Raw genomic sequence first — 23,234 nt, forward strand, 5'->3', positions numbered from 1 at the left:
TCACGCCCCCTCCCCTTCCAGCCCCTCCGCCAGCACCTCCGCCAGATGCCGCCCCCGCACCCCGCCCACCTGCTCCAACTGTGTCCGGCACGAGAAGCCGTCCGCCAGGACCACCGCGTCCGTCGGGGACTCCCGTACCGCGGGCAGGAGTTGGTCCTCCGCGCAGGCCACGGACACCTCGTAGTGGCCGCGCTCGAAGCCGAAGTTGCCCGCCAACCCGCAGCAGCCGCCGGTCAGTTCACCGGTCAGGCCCGCGGCGGCGCGCACGCGGCGGTCGGCCGCGTCGCCCAGGACCGCGTGCTGGTGGCAGTGGGTCTGGCCGGTGACCGGGCGGTCCAGGCGGGGCGGGGTCCAGTCGGGGGCGAGACGTTCGAGGGCCTCGGCGAAGGTGAGGACGCGGGCGGCGAGGCGGGCGGCGCGGGGGTCGTCGTGGAGCAGTTCGGGGAGGTCGGTGCGGAGGGCGGCGGCGCAGCTGGGTTCCAGGACGACGATCGGCGACGGGTCGGTCTCGTCCAGTTCCGGGAGGAGGAAGGGGTCCATCAGGTCCAAGGTGTGCCGCAACACCTCGCGGGCGCGGTCGAGTTGACCCGTCGAGATGTACGTCAGTCCGCAGCAGACCCGGCTCCGGCGGCGCCCGAGCGGCGAGGGCACGCTGATGCCCTCCAGCCCGCCCTCGGCGAACCGGTGCACGCGCCACGGTCGCGTCGGCGGCTCCATGACCCGGACTCCCGCCGCCTCCAACACCCGTACGGCCGCCCGCCCGACCTCCGGCGCGAGGTGCTCGGTGAAGGTGTCCGGCCACAGGAACGCGGCCGTCTCCGGGACGCCGGGCCGACCGCCCGCGCGCAGCTCGTCCCGCCAGGTCCGCACCTGTTTCCTGAACCGCCGCCGCAGCCACCGGCTGTACGTCTGCGTCGCCACCCGCGGGATGCCCCGCTCCGGCGCGATCCCGCCCAGCCGTTTCGCCACCCACGCCAACGGCCGTACGGGGGCAAGGGCGTTGACGATCGGCGCGGTGCGCGTACGGTCCACCCAGCGCAGCCAGACCGGCAGCCGGCCCATGCTGTAGTGGGCGGCCGGGCGACGCCGGCCGGCGTAGTGGTGGTGCAGGAACTCCGCCTTGTACGTGGCCATGTCGACCTCGACCGGGCAGTCGGAGCGGCACCCCTTGCAGGACAGGCACAGGTCGAGCGCGTCCCGCACCTCCTCGGACCGCCAGCCGTCCGTCACCACCTCACCGGCGAGCATCTCGTGCAGCAGCCGGGCCCGGCCGCGCGTGGAGTGCGTCTCGTCGCCGGTGGCCCGGAAGGACGGGCACATGACGGCGGAGCCGGTCACCGATGTCGTACGGCATTTCGCGACCCCGACGCAGCGGCGGACCGCCGCGGAGAAGTCGCCGCCGTCGGCGGGGTAGCCGAAGGCGACGTCGACGGGTTCGCGGGGCAGGACGGCGAAGCGGAGGTTGGCGTCGAGGGGGGCGGGGCGGACCAGCATGCCGGGGTTGAGGAGGTCGTCGGGGTCCCAGACGCCCTTCACGCGCGAGAAGAGATCGACCATCTCCTCGCCGTACATCGTCGGGAGCAACTCGGCCCGGGCCTGGCCGTCCCCGTGCTCTCCGGAGAGCGATCCGCCGTGCGCGACGACGACTTCGGCGAGCTCCTCCGAGAAGCGCCGGAAGCGGGCGATGCCCGCCTCCGTGAGCAGGTCGAAGTCGATCCGGACGTGGATGCAGCCGTCCCCGAAGTGTCCGTACGGCGTCCCGCGCAGCCCGTGCGAGGTCAACAGCCCCCGGAAGTCCCGCAGATACGCGCCCAGCCGCGCCGGCGGCACCGCGCAGTCCTCCCATCCCGGCCACGCCTCGCTGCCGTCCGGCATCCGCGTCGCCGTACCGCTGGCGTCCTCCCGGATCCGCCACAGCGCCCGCTGTCCGCCGGGGTCGGTGACGACGAGCGCGTCGACGACGTCGGCGGCCCGCACGATCGCCTCCGCACGCGCGCGTGCCTCCCCGTCCGACTCCCCGCCTGTCTCCACGAACAGCCAGGCCCCGCCGCGCGGCAGTCCACTCGCCCCCGGGGGCACCAGATCGGCGGCCATCCCCTCGACCGTCAGGGGGTGGTGGGGCAACAACCCCGCCGCGGCCTCGGCGGCGGCGCCCTCATCGACGTATCCCAGCACCGCCAGCGCACGCGCGCGTGGCGCCTCGACGAGCCCTACGACCGCCTCCGTGAGGATCCCGAGCGTGCCCTCGCTCCCACAGAAGGAACGGGCGACATCGGCGCCCTTCTCCGGCAGCAACGCGTCCAGCGCGTACCCGGAGATACGGCGGGGCAGCTCCGGAAACCCGGTCCGCAACCGCGCCAACTCCCCCTCCACCAGCGCCCGCAGTCCCTCGGGCGCTCCGGCCCACTCCTGCCCGAGCCGCAACCGCTCCCCACCCACGGTGACGACGTCCAGCTCGCGCACGCTGTCGGCGGTCGTCCCCCACGCCACGCTGTGCGAGCCGCAGGAGTTGTTGCCGATCATCCCGCCGAGCGTGCACCGGCTGTGCGTGGACGGATCGGGCCCGAACCGCAGCCCGTGCGGGGCGGCGGCCTCCTGAAGCCGGTCAAGAACGAGCCCGGGCTGCACGACGGCGGTCCGTGCCTCGGGGTCGAGCGTCAACATCCGGTTCATGTACCGGGTGAAATCCAGCACGACTCCGGTCCCGGTGGCCTGCCCGGCGATGGAGGTCCCTCCGCCCCGGGCGACAACGGGCACCCCACGCTCCCGGCACACCTCCAGCACGGCGGCCACGTCGTCGGCGTCCCGCGGGGCGACCACCCCGACCGGCACCCGGCGGTAGTTGGACGCGTCCATGGTGGTCAGCGCCCGGGCGGTGACGTCGAAGCGCACTTCGCCGCGGACGGCCTTGCGGAGCGCTGCCTGGAGTTCCGTCATGACTCCAGCAAATCAAAGTCGCCGCCCGACCCGACCGTGGACGCCGTCTCACCCGACGGACGACGTTTCACCCAGGTTTCCTCCAGCGGCTAACCTCCCTCTCGTGGCTGAGATCGAGATCCCCTCTGACATCAAGCCCGCGGACGGACGTTTCGGCGCGGGTCCCTCCAAGGTGCGGACGGAGGCGCTGGACGCCCTGGCCGCCACCGGTACGTCACTCCTCGGCACCTCCCACCGGCAGGCTCCGGTGAAGAACCTCGTCGGCGAGGTGCGCGCGGGCGTCTCCGACCTGTTCTCCCTCCCCGAGGGCTACGAGGTCGTCCTCGGCAACGGCGGCTCCACGGCCTTCTGGGACGTGGCGACGCACGGTCTGATCGAGAACAAGTCGCAGCACCTGACCTTCGGCGAGTTCAGCTCGAAGTTCGCCAAGGCGGCCAAGCTGGCGCCGTGGCTGGCCGAGCCGACCGTCGTCGCGAGCGACCCCGGCACGCACCCCGAGCCGGCCGCCGAAGCGGGCGTGGACGTCTACGCCTTCACGCACAACGAGACGTCGACGGGTGTGGCAGCACCCATCAAGCGGGTCGCGGGAGCCGACGAGGGCGCACTGGTTCTCGTGGACGCCACGTCCGGCGCGGGCGGTCTGCCGGTGGACGTGAGCGAGACCGACGTCTACTACTTCGCCCCGCAGAAGTCCTTCGCCTCCGACGGCGGTCTGTGGATCGGCGTCTTCTCCCCGGCCGCGATCGAGCGCGCGGAGCGGATCCACGCGTCCGGCCGCCACGTCCCGGAGTTCTTCAGCCTCCCGACGGCGATCGACAACTCCCGCAAGAACCAGACGTACAACACCCCCGCCCTCGCCACGCTGTTCCTCCTCAACGAGCAGCTGAAGTGGATCAACGGCCAGGGCGGTCTGGCCTGGTCGACGTCCCGCACGAAGGACTCCTCGACCCGCCTGTACAGCTGGGCGGAGGAGTCCAAGTACGCGACCCCGTTCGTCACGGACGCCACCAAGCGCTCCCAGGTCATCGGCACCATCGACTTCGCCGACGAGATCGACGCGGCCGCGGTCGCCAAGGTGCTGCGCGCGAACGGCGTCGTCGACACCGAGCCCTACCGGAAGCTGGGCCGCAACCAGCTGCGCGTGGCGATGTTCCCGGCGATCGACCCGGCGGACGTCGAGGCACTGACGAAGTGCGTCGACTACGTCATCGAGAAGCTGTAGCCACCTCGAACAGGTCAACAAGAGGCGCCCCGCGGCTGGTTCAGCCGCGGGGCGCCTCTTCTGTCCTCCGGTCGCCTGTGGGTGAATGCTCGGGACGCGCCCACGACAGGAGACGAACCCGATGCACATGTTCCTCACGCTCGTGAGCGGCATCGCCTGGACGATCGTGTACATCGAGGCGAGCCGACTCGGACTGCGGGACCGCACCTATGCCATTCCGGCCGTGGCGCTGGGGCTGAACTTCGCCTGGGAGTGGACGTACGCGGTGCGCGGGCTTGCCGTCGACCCGTCGGCGCAGGCCGGCGTCAACCTGGTGTGGGGCCTCGCCGACGTCGTGATCGTCTACACGTTCTTCCGGTACGGACGGGCCGAGTTCCCGGCCTTCGTCACGCGGTGGATGTTCGTCGGCTGGGGCGTGGTGCTCTTCGCCATGTCGTTCGCCGTGCAGTGGCTGTTCCTGGCGAGGTTCGGCGCGGACGACGGGGCCGGGTACGCGGCGTTCCTCCAGAACCTGCTGATGTCGGGCCTGTTCATCGCGATGTTCGTCGCCCGGCGCGGACCGCGCGGGCAGTCGGTGACGATCGCCGTGGCCAAGTGGCTCGGCACGCTCGCGCCCACGATCCTCTTCGGCGCCCTGAAGGACAGCGGGTTCCTGCTCGGCCTCGGCATCATGTGCAGCGTGCTCGACCTCGCCTACATCTGGCTGTGCGTACGCGCGAAGCGGGACGGCGAGGCGTTCACCGACCCGGCGGCTTCGGAGTCAACCGCCCGCCCCCGCCCGTCAGTTACGGCGGAACAGCCGTCGTAGTCCGAAGACGGCCGCCACCACGGCCACGGCCACCACGCCGACCTTGAGCGTGCCGTCCGTGCCGGAGCCGTTGTCACCGCTCGCCGAACTCCCGCCCCCGGACGGCGACTTGGACGAGCCGGACGAGGACCCGCCGGGCGCGTCCTCCGCCTGCACCGAGCTGTCGGATCCCTCGCTGCCGTACATCAGCTTGGTGCCGTCGTCGGTGTAGGTGACGGACTCGCCCTGACCCTGGAGGGGCACGTTGAGGCGGCCCGCGCGCTTGATCTTCCCGCCGTTCCAGTCGTAGTAGATGCCGCCGAAGTAGCCGCGCACGGCGAGCTGCTTGCCGTTCGGGGAGATGGCCGCGTCGGTCGCCCAGAGGTCGACCGTGGCGACGGGCCTGAAGATGTTGGTGCCGGACGCGGAGAGCTTCGCCGGGCCCTCGTACAGGTGCCCGCCGTCCTCGTTCTTGTCGATGATGTACGCGCGCCCGGTCTTCGGGTCGACGACGAGCGACTCGGCGTTGCGGGCCCCGTCCGAGTACTTCACGACGTACTGCGTGGCCCGCAGGGTCTGGTCCTTCAGCACCTTCGGCTCGGGCAGCTGATAGATCCACACGTACGGCCAGGTGCCGCCGAGGTTGTCGCCGATGTCGCCGACGTAGATCTGGTTGTCGGGCCCGATGGAGATCGCCTCGACGTCACGCGGCGAGCCGATCCCGGTGAGCGTGAGCCGGGCGACGGTCTCGCCGGTGGCGCTGTCGACGGCGTACAGGTAGGGCCCGTCGTCGCTGTCGTTGTGGGTCCAGTAGATGCCGGGATGCAGGCGGGAGGCGGCGAGACCGCTGGACTCCGTGATGCGTGAGTCCTTGATGGTGAATCCCTTGTCACCGTCGGCGGCGGAAGCGGGGAGCGCGAAGGCACCCACGAGCAGGACCCCGGCGATGAGGGCGAACGGTCGGCGCATGCCCCAAGCCTGCCATCCCGCGCCCGCGTTCCGGCGAGGTGCCGGGCCCAGCGGGTCTCCGTCCCCGGCGAGGTGGCAGGCCTCACACCCCACCCGGCCCTCCGGCCGCCGTCGATCGTCCATCATGAGCGGATGCTCAGGTTCATGCCCGTCGGCGACTCCCAGACGATCGGAAGCGCCGGCGAACACACATGGCGTTACCGGATGTGGCAGCACCTGCGCGACACATACGGCGGCCCGTTCACGCTGGTCGGCCCGCGCGAGACGCTGTACGACAAGGCGACGGACACGCCGACCTCGTACGAGTACGCCGACCCGGACTTCCCCCGCGCCCACCTGGCCGGCTGGGGCGAGGGCTGGCTGCACATGGCCCCGCTGATCGGCGAGGCGGTACGCGGCTGCCGGGCCGACGTCCTGCTCGTCGCCCTGGGCCTGATCGACCTGGGCTTCTACACGAACGCACGGCAGACCACCGACAACGTACGGGCCTTCGTGGCCGAGGCCCGCGCCGCGAAGCCGTCCGTCCGCATGGTCTTCCTGCCGGTGATCCCGAACATCCGCGCCCAGCAGGACGCCCCCTTCGCCGCCGAGGTCGCCCTCTTCAACGAACTCCAGGCGAAGGCCGTCGCCGACCTCGACGACCCACGCTCCCCCCTCCTCCTGGCCTCCCTCCCCGAGTCGTACGACGTCAACCACGACACGTACGACGGCACCCACCCGAACGCGTCCGGCGAGCACAAGATCGCGGCGGCGTTCGCGGGGGCGATGCATCAGGCGTGGGGGTGGGGCGAGGAGTACTACGAGGACGACGGCGAGGAGGGCGGCGACGACGGCACCTTTGACTTCGACGCGGTGACCTCGGCCGGCAGGCGATAGCGCTCGGCCCACTCCTGATTGAGCCGGTCGGCCTGGCGCCGGTGACTGGGAGTGATCCGCCGTCCGGTCGGCAGGGCGAGCCCGAGGAAGTCGAGAACACCGTGCGTGACGGCGTGCGGGTCGGCGGAGAGGTCCTCGTGACGACTACGCGACCGAGACGAAGGTGGCGTTCGGGGACGACATGGATCTCACCGGCACCGTGGTCGGCCTCACCCTCTCCACCGCCGAGTTCCCCCGCGACTGACCCCCCTTGCATAGAGCGCACTCGAAGTCGTTGGCTAAGTACTCATGAAGTACACGCAGCTCGGACGCACAGGCCTCAAGGTCAGCCGACTGGTCCTCGGCACGATGAACTTCGGACCGCAGACGAACGAGGCGGACAGCCACGCGATCATGGACGCGGCGCTGGACGCGGGCATCAACTACTTCGACACCGCCAACGTCTACGGCTGGGGCGAGAACAAGGGCCGCACCGAGGAGATCGTCGGCAGCTGGTTCGCCAAGAGCCCCGACCACCGCGACAAGACGGTCATCGCCACCAAGGTCTACGGCAACATGGCCGCGGACGGCGACGCCTGGCCCAACCACGACAAGCTCTCCGCCGTGAACATCCGGCGCGCGGTCGACGCCAGCCTCAAGCGGCTCCAGACCGACTACATCGACATCTACCAGTTCCACCACATCGACCGGGCGACGCCCTTCGAGGAGATCTGGCAGGCGATCGACACCCTCATCCAGCAGGGCAAGATCCTCTACGTCGGCTCCTCCAACTTCCCCGGCTACAAGATCGCCCAGGCCAACGAGATCGCCGCCCGCCGCGGCGGCACCATCGGCCTCGTCAGCGAGCAGTGCCTCTACAACCTCGCCGAGCGCCGCGCCGAGATGGAGGTCATCCCGGCCGCGCAGGAGTACGGCCTCGGGGTCATCCCCTGGTCGCCGCTGCACGGCGGGCTGCTGGGCGGGGTCATCAAGAAGGAGGTCCAGGGTGGCCGCCGCGCCTCCGGCCGGGCCGCCGACGCCCTCGCCAACCCCACCTCACGCGCCCAGATCCAGGCGTACGAGGATCTGCTCGACAAGCACGGGATCGAGCCCGGCGAGGCCGCCCTGGCCTGGCTGCTCACCCGTCCCGGCGTGACCGGCCCGATCGTCGGCCCGCGCACCGCCGAGCAGCTGGAGTCCGCGCTGCGGGCCGTGGAGCTGGAGCTGAGCGAGGAGATCCTCGCCTCGCTGGACGAGATCTTCCCGGGCCCGGGGCCGTCTCCGGAGGCCTTCGCCTGGTAAACGCCGTGAGGGCGAACGCCCCGTCTTTCAGGGGCGCGGGGCTGTGACATGTGCGGCTCCGCCGCGTGGGCGCGACCAGGTCCCGCCCGGCGGAGTCGCACGGCGAGGCGCAATCCCCCACGCCTCCGCCCTCACTTACCGAGCGCAGCGGCAAGCCCGACAACGACGAACAACAGCACAAGCACACCGGCCATGATCCGGTTCCGGGTTTTGGGGTCCACGCGTCGAGCCTAACCGTCCGTCCCGAGCCCCCAGCGGGCGACCGCCTCGTACCGGGGTTCCGCCCCCGCCCCCGCCCTGGGCAGGTTGCTGCGTACCAGGACCAGCTCCGCCGCCGTCCACGCGCCGCCCGCGAAACCGTCGAGCCGCTCCAGGTACGGGCGTGCGTCCACCGCCTCCCGGCTCCGGGCCACGGTCAGGTGGGCGCGGTAGCGCCGGTGCTCCCGCATCTCCACCCCGGCCTCCCGGGCGGCGTCTTCACAGCGCTCGGCCAGCAGCCGCAGCGCCGTCAACTCCCCCTCCACCCCTGCCCACAGCGCCCGCCCGTCCCCGAACTGGCCGCCCCCGCGCACCGCGAGACCGAACGGCTCGCTCTCCCGCGCCACCCGCGCCAGCCGGGCGGACAGTTCCGGTACGACGTCGTCGTCGACCTCGCCGTAGAAGGCGAGCGTGAAGTGCCAGCCGGGGCGGCCGGTCCAGCGGAGCGCGTCCGCCCCCGGCAACCGCGTCAACTCGTCCACCACGGCCCCGAGTTCGGCCAGCACCCGCTCCGGTGGCAACAGCGCCGCGAAGAGTCTCATGGCGTCACCCTTCCAGGGAATGGATCACCGGGCCACCGTCCCTGACGCCCGTCGCCTAGCCTGCCCCCATGACGCACCCGGAGATCAGCATCAGAGCCGGCGGGTCCGGCGACATCCCCGCGATCCTCGGCATGTTCGACAGCGCCATGGAGTGGCTCGTCGCGCAGGGGCGGACCGGGCAGTGGGGCAGCAGGCCCTGGTCGGAGCGGCCCTCGACCGTGGAGCTGGTGACCGGTTACGTCACCCGGGGCGCGGCCTTCGTCGCCGAACTGGACGGCGTACCGGCGGGGACTTTGAGCCTCACCGACGGTCCCGGGACGTATCTGCCGCCCGCCGACGAACCCGAGCGGTACGTCCATCTCCTCGCCTCCGACCGCCGCTTCAAGGGCCGGGGCGTCGGGGCCGCGCTGCTCGCGCACGCCGTCGAGGAGACGCGGCGGGCCGGCGTCTCGCTGCTGCGGGTGGACTGTTACGCGGGCGGCGACGGCAAGCTCGTCCGCTACTACGAGAGCAACGGCTTCACCCGCACCGAGGCCTTCACGGGCACGGACGACTGGCCGGGACAGATCCTGGCCCGGAGGGTCTAGGTCCGACCCCCGGGCCAGGGACGGCCCTCAGGCCACCGCGGCCAGCTTCTCCTGCTGCTCGCGTGGTTCGAAGCGGACGTGCGGGTGGCCGCGGTTCCAGCCGACCGACAGGCGCAGGTTGCCCACCCGGGCCAGCACCAGGCCGATCGTCACGGCCGCGACGGCCGAGATCGCGCCGCCCACCGCGAGGCCCGCGCGGACGCCGTACGCGTCGGTGACCCAGCCGGCGATCGGCGCGCCCACCGGGGAACCGCCCAGGAAGACCATCATGTAGAGGGCGAGCACCCGGCCGCGCATGGCCGGGTCGGTGCTCATCTGGATGCTGGTGTTCGCGGTGACGTTGACCGTCATGCCGAACATGCCGATCGGGGCCATGAGCAGGGCGAAGAGCCAGAGGCTGGGCGCTGCCGCCGCGGCGAGCTCCATCGCGCCGAAGGCGACCGCCGCCGCGATCATCACCCGCATCTTGGCCGTGCCGCGCCGGGCCGCGAGCAGCGCGCCGCCCAGGGAGCCGACCGCCATCAGCGTGTTGAAGAGGCTGTAGGAGCCCGCGCCCGCATGGAAGACGTCGTCCGCGAAGGCCGAGAGGTACACCGGGAAGTTGAAGCCGAAGGTGCCGATGAAGCCGACCAGGACGATGGTCCACATCAGGTCGGGCCGTCCGGCGACGTACTGGAGTCCCTCGCGCAGCTGGCCCTTGGCGCGCGGGGCGCGCTCGACGACGTGCAGTTCGCGGGCCTTCATCAGGAGCAGTCCGGTGAGGGGCGCGATGAAGGACAGGCCGTTGAAGAGGAACGCCCAGCCGGTGCCGACGCCGGTGATCATCACGCCCGCGACGGCGGGGCCGACCAGGCGGGCGGACTGGAAGTTGGCGGAGTTCAGGCTGACCGCGTTCTGCAGCTGGTCCGGGCCGACCATCTCGGAGACGAAGGACTGGCGGGCCGGGTTGTCCATGACCGTGGCAAGGCCCGCGGCGAAGGCGGCGAGGTAGACGTGCCAGACCTGGACGTGGCCGGAGAGGGTGAGGGCGGCGAGCGCGAGGCCGATGAGGCCCATCGAGGACTGCGTGAACAGCAGCGTGCGGCGCTTGGGCAACCGGTCGACCAGGACACCGCCGTAGAGACCGAAGAGCAGCATCGGCAGGAACTGCAGGGCCGTCGTGACGCCGACGGCGGTCGCGGAGCCGGTGAGGCTGAGGACCAGCCAGTCCTGGGCGATGCGCTGCATCCAGGTGCCGATGTTGGAGACGACCTGGCCGGCGAAGAACAGGCGGTAGTTCCTGACCCGCAGCGAGGAGAACATCGAGGACTTGGAGGGCTTCGAGGTCTTCGAGGACTTGAGGGACTTGGCCGGGGCCGCGTCGGGGGTGGGCGGGGATTCGTGGGTGGACGGTGCGGGGGCGGAGTCTGCTCCGGGTCCCGAACTCAAAAGGGTCGCCTCCTTGGTGGCACTGCTTACAGGTGTGCGAGCTTCTCCAGCACGGGGGCGGCGGCACGGAGTTTCGCCCACTCGTCCTCGTCGAGGTCGTCGACCAGGGTGGCCAGGAAGGCGTTGCGCTTGGCGCGGCTCTCCTCGAGCATGGCCTCGGCCTGCTCGGTCTTGGTGACGACCTTCTGGCGCCGGTCCTCGGGGTGCGGCTCCAGCCGGACCAGTCCCTTGGCCTCCAGCAGCGCGACGATGCGGGTCATCGACGGCGGCTGGACGTGCTCCTTGCGGGCGAGTTCGCCCGGCGTGGCACTGCCGCAGTTCGACAGGGTGCCCAGCACCGACATCTCGGTGGGGCTCAGCGACTCGTCGACCCGTTGGTGCTTGAGTCGGCGTGACAGCCGCATGACAGCTGATCGAAGCGAGTTCACGGCGGCTGCGTCGTCGCCATGGGTGAGGTCCGGCATGTCCTTAGCGTAACTCATTACCCTCTCTAAAGACCACCTGGGACACGCAAGGTGCCCATGACCCCGGTCACCGAACCTTTCCGTCACCCATATGAGTGAGCCAGAACGGAAAAGCGACGCACGCCCCGCACCGCTCCCGCGACCCTCGTCTCCATGGGGACCAGTGTGCTCAGCCTGCGGATAGACGGGGAGCTGCTCGACCGGCTCCGGGATCATGCGGCCAAAAGGGGAATGAGCGTCCAGGACTACGTGGTCCAGACGCTCATCCGCGACGACTTCGACGAGCGGTTCCAGACCGCTGTCGAGGAGACAGAGAAGTTCTACGGGGTTCCGTGAGCGGAACTGGCGCACTCGCCGGTCACGTCAGACCCAGCGCCGGCATCAGGTAGTAGAAGCCGAAGACCGCCGCCACGACGTACATGGCCACCGGGATCTCGCGCCCGCGCCCGGCGACCAGCCGCAGGACCACGAAGGTGATGAAGCCCATCCCGATGCCGTTGGTGATCGAGTAGGTGAAGGGCATCATCACCATCGTGACGAAGGCCGGGATCGCGATCGTGTGGTCGGCCCAGTCGATCTCCTTGACCGAGCCGGCCAGGATCAGGAAGCCCACCGCGAGCAGCGCCGGGGTGGCCGCCTGGGACGGGACCATCGTGGCCACCGGCGTCAGGAACAGCGCGACGGCGAAGAGCGCCCCGGTGACGATGTTCGCGAAGCCGGTGCGCGCGCCCTCGCCGACGCCCGCCGTGGACTCCACGAAGCAGGTGGTCGCCGAGGAGGAGCTGGCGCCGCCCGCCGCGACCGCGATGCCGTCGACGAAGAGGACCTTGTTGATGCCGGGCATCTGACCCTCGGCGTCGGTCAGCTTCGCCTCGTCGGAGACGCCCATGATCGTGCCCATCGCGTCGAAGAAGCACGACAGCAGCACGGTGAAGACGAACAGGACGCCGGTCAGCACCCCGACCTTGTCGAAGCCGCCGAACAGGCTGAACTTCCCGATCAGGCCGAAGTCCGGGGTGGCGACCGGGTTGCCGGGCCACTTCGGGGTCGTCAGGCCCCAGGACGGGATCGTCGCGACGGCGTTGAGGATCACCGCGAGGACCGTCATCGCGACGATCGAGATCAGGATCGCGCCGGGGACCTTGCGGACGATCAGCGCGAGGGTGAGCAGCGCGCCGAGGACGAAGACCAGCACCGGCCAGCCGTTGAGGTGCCCGTCGCCGCCGAGCTGGAGCGGGACGGTGGTCTGGGCGGCGTCCGGGATGCGGGAGACGAAGCCCGAGTCGACCAGGCCGATCAGCATGATGAACAGGCCGATGCCGATGGCGATGGCCTTGCGCAGGCCGAACGGCACGGCGTTCATCACGCGCTCGCGCAGACCCGTGGCGACCAGCAGCATCACGACGAGGCCGGCCAGCACGACCATGCCCATGGCGTCCGGCCAGGACATCCGGGGCGCGAGCTGGAGCGCGACGACCGAGTTCACGCCGAGACCGGCGGCGAGCGCGATCGGTACGTTGCCGATGACGCCCATGAGCAGGGTGGTGAAGGCGGCGGTCAGAGCCGTCGCGGTGACGAGCTGACCGTTGTCCAGCTGGTGCCCGTACATGTCCTTCGCGCTGCCCAGGATGATCGGGTTCAGCACGATGATGTAGGCCATCGCGAAGAAGGTGGCGAAGCCGCCACGGATCTCACGGGGCAGCGTGGAGCCGCGCTCGGAGATCTTGAAGTAGCGGTCGAGTGCGCCGGTGGTGCCGGTGGCCATTGGAGGTTCCTACGAGCAGAAGTGGACAAACGGAAAACGGTTTCAGTATGAACATATGAGGTCGTCAGCGCCATCTCCGCGCGTAGACGGAAACGCCTCGTAAGCTGTGCGCATGGCGAAGTGGACACCAACGCACGAGGCGCCGGAGCCCCTGGAGGGCCCCGTGGTCGCCACCATCACCGGCCTCACGGCCGTCTGGTTCGTCCTCTTCCTGGTGCAGCTCCCCTTCTACGGCTGGTTCGACGACCACGGGCACCTGTGGTGGCTGTGGACGTGCCTGGCCGGCGGCGGTCTGGGGTTCATCGGCATCTGGTACGTCCGCGGGCGCGACGCGGCGCTCAAGCGGGCGGCGGCGGCAGCGGCGGCGGGGACCGGAACCGGGGCCGCGTCGGACCCGGGATCAGGGTCGACGGCGTAGGCCCTACAACCACGGCACGACCCGACTCCTCCCCAGGTCGGATCTTCCGCGCACTCGGCGGGTGAAGCCGCAAATCCGCACGTACCGTCGAAGGCATGACGCACATCGACGCCGGCGCCGAGCTCGACCCTGTGCACCCCGTACCCCTGCCGGAGACGGCGCGTGGGCTGAGCGCCGCCGAGGTCGCCGAGCGGGTGGCGCGCGGGCAGGTCAACGACGTACCCGTCCGCAGCAGTCGGTCGATGGGCGAGATCGTCCGGGCCAACGTGTTCACCCGGTTCAACGCCATCATCGGCGTGCTCTGGCTGATCATGCTGGCCGTCGCACCCCTCCAGGACAGCCTGTTCGGGTACGTGATCCTCGCCAACACAGGCATCGGGATCGTGCAGGAGTGGCGGGCGAAGAAGACCCTCGACTCGCTGGCGGTGATCGGGGAGGCCAAGCCGACGGTACGGCGGGACGGGACCGCCGCCGAGGTCAGCACCTCGGAGATCGTGCTGGACGACCTGATCGAGATCGGGCCCGGCGACAAGGCGGTCGTCGACGGCGTGTGCGTGGAGGCCGACGGCCTGGAGATCGACGAGTCGCTGCTCACCGGTGAGGCGGACCCGGTGGTGAAGCGGCCCGGCGACGAGGTGATGTCGGGCAGTTTCGTGGTGGCCGGCGGCGGCGCGTTCCGGGCGACCAAGGTGGGCCGCGAGGCCTACGCCGCCCAACTCGCCGAGGAGGCCTCCCGGTTCACGCTCGTCCACTCCGAACTGCGCTCCGGCATCTCCACGATCCTCAAGTACGTGACGTGGATGATGATCCCGACCGCGATCGGCCTGGTCATCAGCCAGCTGTTCGTGAAGGACAACGACCTCAAGGACTCGATCGCGCGCACGGTCGGCGGCATCGTGCCGATGGTCCCCGAGGGCCTGGTCCTGCTCACCTCCGTCGCGTTCGCGATAGGCGTCATCCGCCTTGGCCGAAAACAGTGCCTGGTCCAGGAGTTGCCCGCCATCGAGGGCCTCGCCCGCGTCGACACCGTCTGCCTCGACAAGACCGGCACCCTCACCGAGGGCGGCATGGACGTCACCGAACTCCGGCCCCTGAAGGGCACGGACGAGGCCTACATACGCACAGTGCTCGGCGCCCTCGGCGAGTCCGACCCGCGCCCCAACGCCTCCCTCCAGGCCATCATCGACGCCTACCCGGACGCCGAGGACTGGCGCTGCACGCAGTCCCTGCCCTTCTCCTCCGCCCGCAAGTACAGCGGCGCCCGCTTCAGCGAGGGCGACGGCGAGACCAGTACGTGGCTGCTGGGCGCGCCGGACGTGCTGCTGGCCGCCGCCGACCCCGCCCTCGCCGAGACCGTGCGCCTGAACGAACAGGGCCTGCGCGTCCTGCTGTTGGCCCGCGCCACCGGCGACCTCGACGACCCCGAGGTGGCCCGGGGCGCCGAGCCGGCCGCCCTGGTCGTCCTGGAGCAGCGGCTGCGCCCCGACGCGGCCGACACCCTGCGCTACTTCGCCGAGCAGGACGTGCACGCCAAGGTCATCTCCGGCGACAACGCGGTCTCGGTGGGCGCGGTGGCGGCGAAGCTGGGCCTGACGGGTACGACGCTCGACGCCCGCCAACTCCCTTCCGCGCAGGAGGAGATGGCGAAGTCCCTCGACGAGGGCACGGTGTTCGGGCGGGTCACCCCGCAGCAGAAGCGGGACATGGTGGGCGCGTTGCAGTCACGCGGCCATACGGTCGCGATGACCGGGGACGGCGTGAACGACGTACTCGCCCTCAAGGACGCCGACATCGGCGTCGCCATGGGGTCGGGCTCGGAGGCCACCCGGGCGGTCGCGCAGATCGTGCTGCTCAACAACAGCTTCGCGACGCTGCCTTCGGTGGTCGCGGAGGGGCGCCGGGTCATCGGCAACATCACGCGGGTGGCGACGCTGTTCCTGGTGAAGACGGTCTACTCGGTGCTGCTGGCGATCCTGGTGGTCTGCTTCCAGGTCGAATACCCGTTCCTGCCACGGCACTTGACCCTGCTGTCCACCCTCACCATCGGCATCCCGGCCTTCTTCCTCGCCCTGGCTCCCAACAAGGAGCGGGCGAAACCGCACTTCGTGCGGCGGGTGATGCGGTACTCGATCCCCGGCGGGGTGGTGGCCGGGGTGGCGACCTTCGTGACGTACATGATCGCCCGTCACCACTACACGGGCGAGGGGGCGTTGGACGCGGAGACCAGTGCGGCGACGCTCACGCTGTTCCTGATCTCGATGTGGGTCCTGGCGATCATCGCCCGCCCCTACACCTGGTGGCGGGTGACCCTGGTCGCCTCGATGGCCGCGGCCTTCGTCCTCGTCCTCGTCGTGCCCTGGCTCCAGCACTTCTTCGCGCTGAAGCTGGTGGGCGTGACGATGCCGTGGATCGCGGTCGGCATCTCGGCGGTCGCGGCGGTCGCCCTGGAGGTGGTGTGGAGGGTGGTCGACCGCCGCGCTTCCGTCTAGCCGGGCTTACGTGACGTAGGCCCCTTCACTGCATGCCCGTTTACTTCACGTCGACGTAGTCGCCCGCCGCGCTGACCGCGGGGGTCGTGGTGGTGCCGGCGAAGGTGAAGCGGTAGTACCCGTCGACCGTGGCCTTGGTGGTGGTCTTCAGGGTGCCCGTCGAGGACGAGGTGATGCCCTTGACGTTGGTGTAGGTGCTGGAGGTCTTCTTGCGGAACTGCAGCACGACCTTCTGGGTGGCGTAGCCGGCGTACTTGCCGGTCTCCCAGTTGGCGCGGCTGAGCTTGCCCGTGACGGTGACGGTCTTGCCCTTCTTCACCGGCTCGGGCGCGGCGTTGACCGTCAGCTTCGAGGTGCGCTGGACGAGGGTGGTGCCGAGGTCGCCCTGGTCGGAGATGTTGCCGGTGCTGTACTGGAGGGCGAGCGCCGCCGCCGACCACTTGCCCGCGTCGACGTTGAGCAGGTCGTCCTCGCCGGGGGTGATGTCGACCTTGCCGGAGCAGTTGGCGGTGGTGGTCGAGGTCGCGGTGCAGCTCGCCGCGTCGTAGCCGAACAGCACGGTGTCGGGGGTCTCGAAATCGCCCTTGTACAGGTACGGGCCGTTGGCGAAGTCGTCCGACGTGAGGTCGTAGTTCGCACCGTGGGTCAGCTTGTAGGTGACCGTGGTGGAGTAGTGGCCGGTGGCACCGACCTTGATCGCCTTGGCGACCTTGAGGTTGGAGAAGGTGACGCCCAGGTCGGCCGCGGCGGCGGCACGCGCGGACTTGGCGGAGCTCACGCTCTGGCCCGAGGCCGCGGCGCTCTTCGCGGCCTGCGCCTGGGCGGCCCAAGCCGAGTCGGCGGCGTGCGAGGCCGGGACGGCGAGGGCAGAGAGGGCCAGGGCGCCGGAGACGGCGGCCACAGTGGCACGTATACGCATGTGTTTCCCTCTGGGGGGAGAAAGTGATCGTGGAGCCTGTTGGCTCACGAGTTCAGATCTGTGGCGCTTGTGAATGGTTGTACGGTCCGACGGATTTTTGTTCGAGCATTGCGAAGGCCTTGCACGCACTGGCGAACGCGGCCGCCACGAAGGTGCTCAGAGCGTCGGCCACATGCTCCTGCCGGCCGCGAGTCCGCCCTGGCCGTCGCCCGCGTACCAGCGCAGGTCGCCGTTGGACGCCAGTGCGGCCAGGTCCGCCTTGCCGTCACCGTCGAAGTCACCGCCGACCAGGGTGCGCAGTGCGCTCCAGGTCTTGTCGGGCGACATCGAACGGGCCTTTCCGAATGTTCCGTCCGCCGCGCCCGGGTAGAGGCTCAGCGATCCGTCGGTGGCGACGGCGGCGATGTCTTCCCAGCCGTCACCGGTGAAGTCGGCGGTGGCGATGAGCTTCTTCTTCCACGTCTTGTCCGGCCACATCGACTTCTTCTGGTTGACCAGGTTGCCCGCGGTGTCCCGCTTGTAGGTGTACAGGGAGCCGTCGGGCCACTGGAAGAGCAGGGTCTGCCGGGCTTCCTTCCCGATCCGCAGGGCGGCGGCGGGCAGACCGTCCTTCCACGTGGCATCGGTCCACAGCGGGGTTCTGTCGTACCGCGACAACGGCCAGGCACGCTGGCTGTGCAGAACGAGCTCTCCGTCGCTGTCGGCCGAAATCAGTTCGATTCCGTGCGTGTCGTCGAAGTCTCCCGCGACGAGCCGCTTCTGGGTGACGCGCCCGACGGGAGTCAGGTAGCCCCCGAACTGCAACGTCCCGTCCGACCGGCCCTGGAACATGTGCGCCCTGCCGGGCTTCATCAGCGAGACGATGTCCGTACGGCCGTCACCGTCGAAGTCGGCCGCCGTCATGACGTCGGTGATCTCCTGCTGCTGACCGGAGAGCCGCACCTGCTGGACCCAGTCCGCCATGTCGTCGACCCGGGTGGCGACGGCTCCGTTGCGGGTCTCCTCCGAGTTGAAGCACCCGCCCTCCCAAGCCGCGCTGACCACTCCCACGACCCTGCCGCCGGAGTTGAGCACGGGAGCGCCGGCGTCTCCCTTGCACAGGGCACCGCCGCTCGCGGCGGGTGAGATCGCGAGGGTCGTCGGATTGACGAGGTCCACACCGTAGGAACCGGTGTGGGCGCGCTCGGGGGTCCATTCGACTCTGGTACGGCCGTAGCCGACGGCTCGCAGCTGACCGCCCTGGACCGGTGCGGCGCCGGAGAGCTGAGCGATGCCGATGTCGGGGAACGGGCCGTCCAGTTTGTCGGCGGCGGTCGTCGGGTCGTCCAGCCGGGCCATGACCAGGTCGCGGCCCTGGTACGGCACGATCTCGCGCACCTTCTGCTTCAGCTCGGCACTCGCCGTGGGCTTGTTGCCGTCGGCGGTCACCACGGTGGGCAGGGGCGGCGCGCCCCGGGTGAGTGCGGTCGGCTGCTGCGGGTTCGCGGCGAAGCAGCTCGCCGAGGTGAGGACCCACTGCGGGTCGACCAGCGTGCCGGAGCAACTGCGTTCGTCGTCGGGGTGGCCGGCGACGCTGCCCCCGATGTGGAGCTTGACCACGTACTGGTCGGCTCCCTCCGCGACCTGGTCGCCGACGACGGACCGGGCGGGTGGGGCGGTGGCGAGCAGACCTGTCGTCAGGCTCGCGGCCACGAGTCCGGTGGCCCACACCGTGCGCGTTCTGCGCGGACGGGCGTCATTCACGTGTGCCTCGCATGGGGAATTCGGCTCGACGGGACGGCGGTCCCGCGAAGCGTGCGGAAAGGTGGGGATCAGCCGGTGACGCGCAGCTCGACCAGGACCGACCTGGCGCCGCCGACGGTCCCCTCTCCGACGGAGGCCCATCCGCCCTGCTCGACGGGGACCGACGTGGTCGTGCCGTTCGCGGTGAGGTCGGCGACGATCGGGTGGTCCGCGGCTTCCACGGCGAAGACCCTGGAGAGCTCGAGCGTGAGCCAGCCGGCCTTCCCGACGGCCTTGAAGCAGTACGTACCCGCGCGGTTCGCGGAGGAGTCCGCGACGGCCAGCACGCGGATCTGCTGGGCGGCCTCATCGCAGTCGGCCAGCAGAATACGGCCGTCGCCCTTCTTCAGCTTGATTCCCTTTTCCGCCAAAATTCGATCGGCACCGGGATAGACATAGTCCTCCACCAAGGCAGGCGGATTTTCCGCCGACGGTGATTTCGGCGGATCGTCGGCAGCAGCCACAGAAATTCCGGCGAGCGTGGCAAACGCCAGAGCAGTTCCGGAGATAAAAAGATTTCGGGCGCGGAAAGGCACGAAAAAGTCCCCTCCGGCGCGGCTCCTCGCAGCGCGCGGAGTCGCGCCAGGATGCGGTCAAAAAGTAAAAAAGCCCTGATCATCCGGCCTGCGCCGAGCGCAGCCGGTCCCCCTCAACCCCCTGAAGTCCTCAGGCCAGGACGAGATTCCGGCTGGTCAGGCCGGTCATGTCCACAGCAAAGTCGAGGTATACCTTAGGCATAGTCACGATCAACGTCAACAGTTATTTTTCGTCAGCCGGATCAAACCCTTGGAACATGCCAGGGATATGCTTACCCGCCGACCATTCGGCGACTCACATATCGGGGGTCGTCGCCGATTACCGAGACGGGTACCCAGTGAATCGAAGAACCGACCAGTTCGATAGCGCCGGGAAAAGAACACGACCACGCGTCCTCCGTAGAGCCGCACTGGGTCTGCTGCCGCTCGCCCTCGCCGTCGGCCTGCTGAGCGCACCGCCCGCCACGGCCGCCGCGGGTCCGACGGACGGCATACCCGCCGCCGTGTCCGCCGTCGACCCCGCGGACCGCGGCCTGGTCGTGGACTACTGGAAAGCGGGCGGTCCTGGTGTGAAGGCTGCCGCCGAGGCAGCCCTGACCGGCAGCGACACCGACGTACAGACCTTCCTCGCCGCGGCCGACGGCGTGGCGTTCCAGGACGAGCGGGTGACCGCCGCGCAGTTCGCCTCCCTCGGCGGATCGGAGCTGCTGACCGCGGCACGCACCGCGCTGACCGGCACCCGCGAGGAGCTGGAGACGTTCCTGAGCTGGGGCTGGGAAGCCCGATGCAGCAGGACAACCGCGTCCGGGTCGCCCAGATCGTCGACACCGCCGGCGCCAACGTGCAGGACGCCGGACGCGCCGCGCTGAACGGCTCGTCCGACGACATCCGCGAGTTCCTGGCCAAGGGCCAGTACGTCCAGCGTGAGCAGGACGAGCGGGTGCAGCTCGTCCAGATCGTCAGCGTGGGCGGCACCAACGTCCGGGCGGCCGGACGCATCGCGCTGAGCGGCAGCGCCGAGGACATCCGGGAGTTCCTGGAGATCGGCCAGTTCGTCGCCCGCGCGAAGGACCAGGAACACGCCACCATCGCCGAACTCGCCGCGCAGGCGAAGGAAGCGGGACGCCAGGCCGCCGAGCAGACGGCCGCGGCCAAGACCGAGTCCGCCAACGCGGTCAAGGCCTCTCAGCTGGCCAAGGAAGCCGCTCAGGAGGCGGAGGCCGAGGCCAAGGCGGCCAAGGACGACACCGCCAAGGCCGCCCGGGCCGCCAAGCGGGCCGCCACCGCGGCGGCCCAGGCCGCGGCCTCCGCACAGCGGGCGATCGACGCGGCCAACGCGGCGAACAACTCGGCCCGGGTGGCCGCCAACGCGGCCTCGCAGGCAGCCGCGGCCGCCGCCGGTGCCTCCCAGGCCGCCTCCCGCGCCCGCAACGCCGCCGCCGATGCCGCGGTGGACGCCAAGAACGCGAGCGCCGCGCGTACCGCGGCCCAGGACGCCGAGAAGGCCGCCGAAGGCGCCAACCTGGCAGCCGACGCCGCCGACCAGGCCGCGAAGGCGGCCGACGCGGCCGGCGACGCCGCGCACTCGGCGGCCAGTGCCGGCACCAACGCCACCGCCGCCGCCAACGCGGCGATCGAGGCCGGCAACTACGCGGGCGCGTCGAGCTCCGCCGCCGCCGAGGCCCGCGCCGCCGCGGCCACCGCCAAGCGTCACGCGGCCGAGGCCAACCGCGCCGCGGCCGCCGCCGAAGCCCTGGCCCGCAAGGCGGCCACCGCGGCCCGCGAGGCCCGGGACGCCGCCAGATCGGCGGCCACGCACGCCAAGAACGCCGCCAAGGCAGCCTTGGAAGCGGCCGACCACGCCGGCGACGCCGCGCAGGCAGCCGCCAAGTCGACCGAGCACGCGAACGCCGCCACCACGGCCGCGAACGTCGCCGCCGACGCCGTGATCACCGCCCAGGGTGTCTACAAGCTCGCCCGCGAGGTCGAGGGCGAGGAACTGCTGGGCCGTACCAACGCGGGCATCGAACTGGCCAAGGACGACAAGGCCGCCTACGACGCCCGCACCACCGCACAGGCCTCGTCGGAGAAGGAGGTCAAGGACCGCAGGACCGAACGGGACCGGCTGGTCGCCAAGGCCGCCGAACCCGGCGCGGACCTCGCGTCCGTCGCCCAGCAGGGCCGCGATCTGGCCGTGCGGGCGATGAAGGGCGGTACGGCCTGGGGTCGCGGCGCAGCCGAGGCCGCGCTGTCGGGCCCCGACGAGGTGGTCGTCGACTACCTGCGCAACGGCTGGAGGACCGCGGAGCAGCAGGACGAACGCTCCTACGTGGAACGTCTCGCCGAGGAGAGCGAGGACAAGGCCGTCCGCGACGCGGCCGAGACCGCCCTCGACGGTGACGCCGCCGCGATCACCGCGTTCGTCGACAACGGGCAGTACCAGGCCGCTGCCGAGGGTATGCGCGTCGCCATCGCCCAGGCCCTCTCCGGCGCCGGGCCCATCGTCACCGAGGCCGGCCGCAAGGCGCTGGCCACGGGCGACCCGAAGAAGTACAGCGAGTTCCTGGTCACCACGCAGGGGACCGCGCGGACCCAGGACGAGCGGGTCAGGGCCGCGCAGCTCGTCGACAGCGGCAGCCCCGAGGTGAAGTCGGCGGCCCGGGTCGCCCTGGAGGGCTCGCCGGAGGCGTTGCACGCGTTCGTCGTCTCCGGCCAGTACAAGGCTCAGCGCAAGGACTATCTGGCCGCCACTCATGTGGCGCAGGTCCAGAAGCTGATAGCCGACGCGGCGAAGGTCGCGGCCACCGCCCAGAAGAACGCCGCGACCGCCCAGAAGGTCGCCGCCACCGCCCGCAAGGCGTCGGCCGAGGCCACCGCATGGGCCAAGAAGGCCGACGCCGCGGCGACCAAGGCCAACGAGTACGCCACGCAGGCCGACCAGTACGCCAAGGACGCGGAGGCGTCGGCCACCCAGGCCGCCGCGTCGGCGAAGACGGCCCGGGACGCCGCGAACCGTGCCGATGTCTCGGCCCACGACGCGGCCCGGTCCGCGGCCGACGCCACGCTCTCCTCGGAGACCGCCCAGGCCGCCGCGTCGAACGCCGCGTACTACGCCGAGGACGCGCGCAAGTCGGCGGTCGCGGCGGGCAAGGACGCGGATGCGGCGCTCAAGGCGGCGACCGACGCGTTCATCGTCACGGTCAAGAAGTACCGGGAGGAAGAGGAGGCCCGGCGCAAGGCGGCTGTCGAGGCCAAGGAGAAGGCCAAGAACGACAACGGCCAGCGTGCCGCCGAGATCTACCGCTGCCAGCAGGGCATGGTCCCGTGCGATCCGCAGGACTTCGCCCGTTGGTGCCAGCAGTCGGAGATCGCCTGCGAGATCGTCGCGAACGGCAAGGAGTTCGGCGATGCCATGGAGCAACTGTGGAACGCCGAGAAGGAGTTGCTGGGCCTCAGCCAGTTCGAGAAGTGCCTCCAGAAAAAGGACTTCGACAACTGCAAGGGCGTAGCGATCGACGCACTCCTCAGCGCCAAGCTCAAGTCCCTGGAACGGGTGTACGACGAACTGAAGCTGCTGAAGCGCGGCTGCAAGATCGCGGGCAAGGCGCCGCTACGATCCTCGTTGGCCCACGCGAGTGTGACCCAAGCCGCGGGACAAGGAGGGCTTTCCTGCGCGGACCACAACGTTCCCGGGCTTCCCAGGAGCGTGTCGGACATTCCCGGTTCTTCTGGTTGTGAGGTCTGTGCTCGGGAGATTCGAGACAGCCTCGGAGGCGGCGAGATCTTCACCATCCTGCCGACGATGTCGGCCTATCTTCCCCCCTACCGAGGCCAGGAGTCGGGGTGGCGCAACCATGTAGTGGTTGTATACAACGACCGGGTCTACGACGCCTGGACAGGGCGAGGCGGGGAGACCGTCTCGGAGTTCAAATCCAAGTGGCTTTGGCACGACGCGATCCACTTTGGGTTCTAGG

Annotated in this window: 19 protein-coding genes; 10 read left to right on the plus strand and 9 right to left on the minus strand. The window is 70.4% G+C overall.

The window, feature by feature from the left end; translation table 11 throughout:
* Complete coding sequence (locus ACWD5F_RS15975; protein WP_451254729.1) at window positions 1-2,937, minus strand: FAD-binding and (Fe-S)-binding domain-containing protein; 2,937 nt, start codon at window positions 2,935-2,937, stop codon at window positions 1-3.
* 103 nt (window positions 2,938-3,040) lie between these two features.
* On the opposite strand from ACWD5F_RS15975, the gene serC reads away from it, so the two are divergent.
* Together serC and ACWD5F_RS15985 are read left to right on the plus strand one after the other, a co-directional pair.
* The gene (gene serC / locus ACWD5F_RS15980; RefSeq protein ID WP_451254731.1) at window positions 3,041-4,159 is read left to right on the plus strand and encodes a phosphoserine transaminase; all 1,119 of its coding nucleotides are present in this window, start codon (window positions 3,041-3,043) and stop codon (window positions 4,157-4,159) included.
* Between the two features lie 121 nt (window positions 4,160-4,280).
* Window positions 4,281-4,967, plus strand: coding sequence for a transmembrane-type terpene cyclase (locus ACWD5F_RS15985; protein WP_451254733.1), 687 nt, complete (start codon window positions 4,281-4,283; stop codon window positions 4,965-4,967).
* Here ACWD5F_RS15985 and ACWD5F_RS15990 read toward each other — a convergent pair.
* Window positions 4,941-5,915 carry a WD40 repeat domain-containing protein gene (locus ACWD5F_RS15990; protein WP_451254735.1) on the minus strand — a complete coding sequence of 325 codons (975 nt, stop codon included), beginning with the start codon at window positions 5,913-5,915 and terminating at the stop codon, window positions 4,941-4,943. The two genes, ACWD5F_RS15985 and ACWD5F_RS15990, sit on opposite strands and share 27 nt — an antisense overlap.
* A gap of 132 nt (window positions 5,916-6,047) precedes the next feature.
* Between ACWD5F_RS15990 and ACWD5F_RS15995 the strand changes: the two genes are divergently transcribed.
* Window positions 6,048-6,791, plus strand: coding sequence for an SGNH/GDSL hydrolase family protein (locus ACWD5F_RS15995; RefSeq protein ID WP_451254737.1), 744 nt, complete (start codon window positions 6,048-6,050; stop codon window positions 6,789-6,791).
* Window positions 6,792-7,079: 288 nt separating this feature from the next.
* Window positions 7,080-8,072: an aldo/keto reductase gene (locus ACWD5F_RS16000; protein ID WP_401715999.1), complete on the plus strand. Its 993-nt coding sequence runs from the start codon at window positions 7,080-7,082 to the stop codon at window positions 8,070-8,072.
* Between the two features lie 230 nt (window positions 8,073-8,302).
* On the opposite strand, the gene thpR is transcribed toward ACWD5F_RS16000, so the two are convergent.
* The gene (gene thpR, locus ACWD5F_RS16005; RefSeq protein ID WP_451254739.1) at window positions 8,303-8,872 is read right to left on the minus strand and encodes an RNA 2',3'-cyclic phosphodiesterase; all 570 of its coding nucleotides are present in this window, start codon (window positions 8,870-8,872) and stop codon (window positions 8,303-8,305) included.
* A gap of 68 nt (window positions 8,873-8,940) precedes the next feature.
* Here thpR and ACWD5F_RS16010 point away from each other — a divergent pair, with 68 nt between their 5' ends.
* Window positions 8,941-9,459, plus strand: a complete 519-nt coding sequence (locus ACWD5F_RS16010) for a GNAT family N-acetyltransferase (RefSeq protein ID WP_451254741.1) — start codon at window positions 8,941-8,943, stop codon at window positions 9,457-9,459.
* Window positions 9,460-9,486: 27 nt separating this feature from the next.
* Here ACWD5F_RS16010 and ACWD5F_RS16015 read toward each other — a convergent pair whose 3' ends face one another.
* The gene (locus ACWD5F_RS16015) at window positions 9,487-10,887 is read right to left on the minus strand and encodes an MFS transporter (protein WP_451254743.1); all 1,401 of its coding nucleotides are present in this window, start codon (window positions 10,885-10,887) and stop codon (window positions 9,487-9,489) included.
* A gap of 26 nt (window positions 10,888-10,913) precedes the next feature.
* A complete protein-coding gene (locus ACWD5F_RS16020) occupies window positions 10,914-11,351 on the minus strand; it encodes a MarR family winged helix-turn-helix transcriptional regulator (RefSeq protein ID WP_401715989.1) in 438 nt (145 codons plus the stop codon).
* Between the two features lie 153 nt (window positions 11,352-11,504).
* Here ACWD5F_RS16020 and ACWD5F_RS16025 point away from each other — a divergent pair, with 153 nt between their 5' ends.
* Window positions 11,505-11,687: a ribbon-helix-helix protein, CopG family gene (locus tag ACWD5F_RS16025; protein ID WP_124004047.1), complete on the plus strand. Its 183-nt coding sequence runs from the start codon at window positions 11,505-11,507 to the stop codon at window positions 11,685-11,687.
* A 22-nt stretch (window positions 11,688-11,709) separates the two neighbouring features.
* Here the strand turns inward: ACWD5F_RS16025 and ACWD5F_RS16030 are convergent, their stop codons facing one another.
* Window positions 11,710-13,116, minus strand: coding sequence for an NCS2 family permease (locus tag ACWD5F_RS16030; RefSeq protein ID WP_451254746.1), 1,407 nt, complete (start codon window positions 13,114-13,116; stop codon window positions 11,710-11,712).
* A gap of 112 nt (window positions 13,117-13,228) precedes the next feature.
* On the opposite strand from ACWD5F_RS16030, the gene ACWD5F_RS16035 reads away from it, so the two are divergent.
* A complete protein-coding gene (locus tag ACWD5F_RS16035; RefSeq protein ID WP_451254748.1) occupies window positions 13,229-13,534 on the plus strand; it encodes a DUF2530 domain-containing protein in 306 nt (101 codons plus the stop codon).
* 95 nt (window positions 13,535-13,629) lie between these two features.
* On the plus strand, window positions 13,630-16,023 hold the full coding sequence (locus tag ACWD5F_RS16040) for an HAD-IC family P-type ATPase (protein ID WP_451254750.1): 2,394 nt from the start codon (window positions 13,630-13,632) through the stop codon (window positions 16,021-16,023).
* Between the two features lie 40 nt (window positions 16,024-16,063).
* On the opposite strand, the gene ACWD5F_RS16045 is transcribed toward ACWD5F_RS16040, so the two are convergent.
* The 3 genes from ACWD5F_RS16045 to ACWD5F_RS16055 form a co-directional block, all read right to left on the minus strand.
* The gene (locus ACWD5F_RS16045; RefSeq protein ID WP_451254751.1) at window positions 16,064-16,942 is read right to left on the minus strand and encodes a hypothetical protein; all 879 of its coding nucleotides are present in this window, start codon (window positions 16,940-16,942) and stop codon (window positions 16,064-16,066) included.
* A 156-nt stretch (window positions 16,943-17,098) separates the two neighbouring features.
* Window positions 17,099-18,685, minus strand: a complete 1,587-nt coding sequence (locus ACWD5F_RS16050; RefSeq protein WP_451254753.1) for an FG-GAP-like repeat-containing protein — start codon at window positions 18,683-18,685, stop codon at window positions 17,099-17,101.
* Window positions 18,686-18,753: 68 nt separating this feature from the next.
* Complete coding sequence (locus ACWD5F_RS16055; protein WP_451254755.1) at window positions 18,754-19,260, minus strand: hypothetical protein; 507 nt, start codon at window positions 19,258-19,260, stop codon at window positions 18,754-18,756.
* Window positions 19,261-19,598: 338 nt separating this feature from the next.
* On the opposite strand from ACWD5F_RS16055, the gene ACWD5F_RS16060 reads away from it, so the two are divergent.
* A complete protein-coding gene (locus ACWD5F_RS16060) occupies window positions 19,599-20,129 on the plus strand; it encodes an ALF repeat-containing protein (protein ID WP_451254757.1) in 531 nt (176 codons plus the stop codon).
* Window positions 20,045-23,233: an ALF repeat-containing protein gene (locus ACWD5F_RS16065; protein ID WP_451254759.1), complete on the plus strand. Its 3,189-nt coding sequence runs from the start codon at window positions 20,045-20,047 to the stop codon at window positions 23,231-23,233. The genes ACWD5F_RS16060 and ACWD5F_RS16065 overlap by 85 nt, the downstream gene beginning before the upstream one ends.
* The last annotated feature ends 1 nt before the right edge of the window (window position 23,234 follow it).

The organism is Streptomyces sp. NPDC002499 (assembly GCF_053595415.1).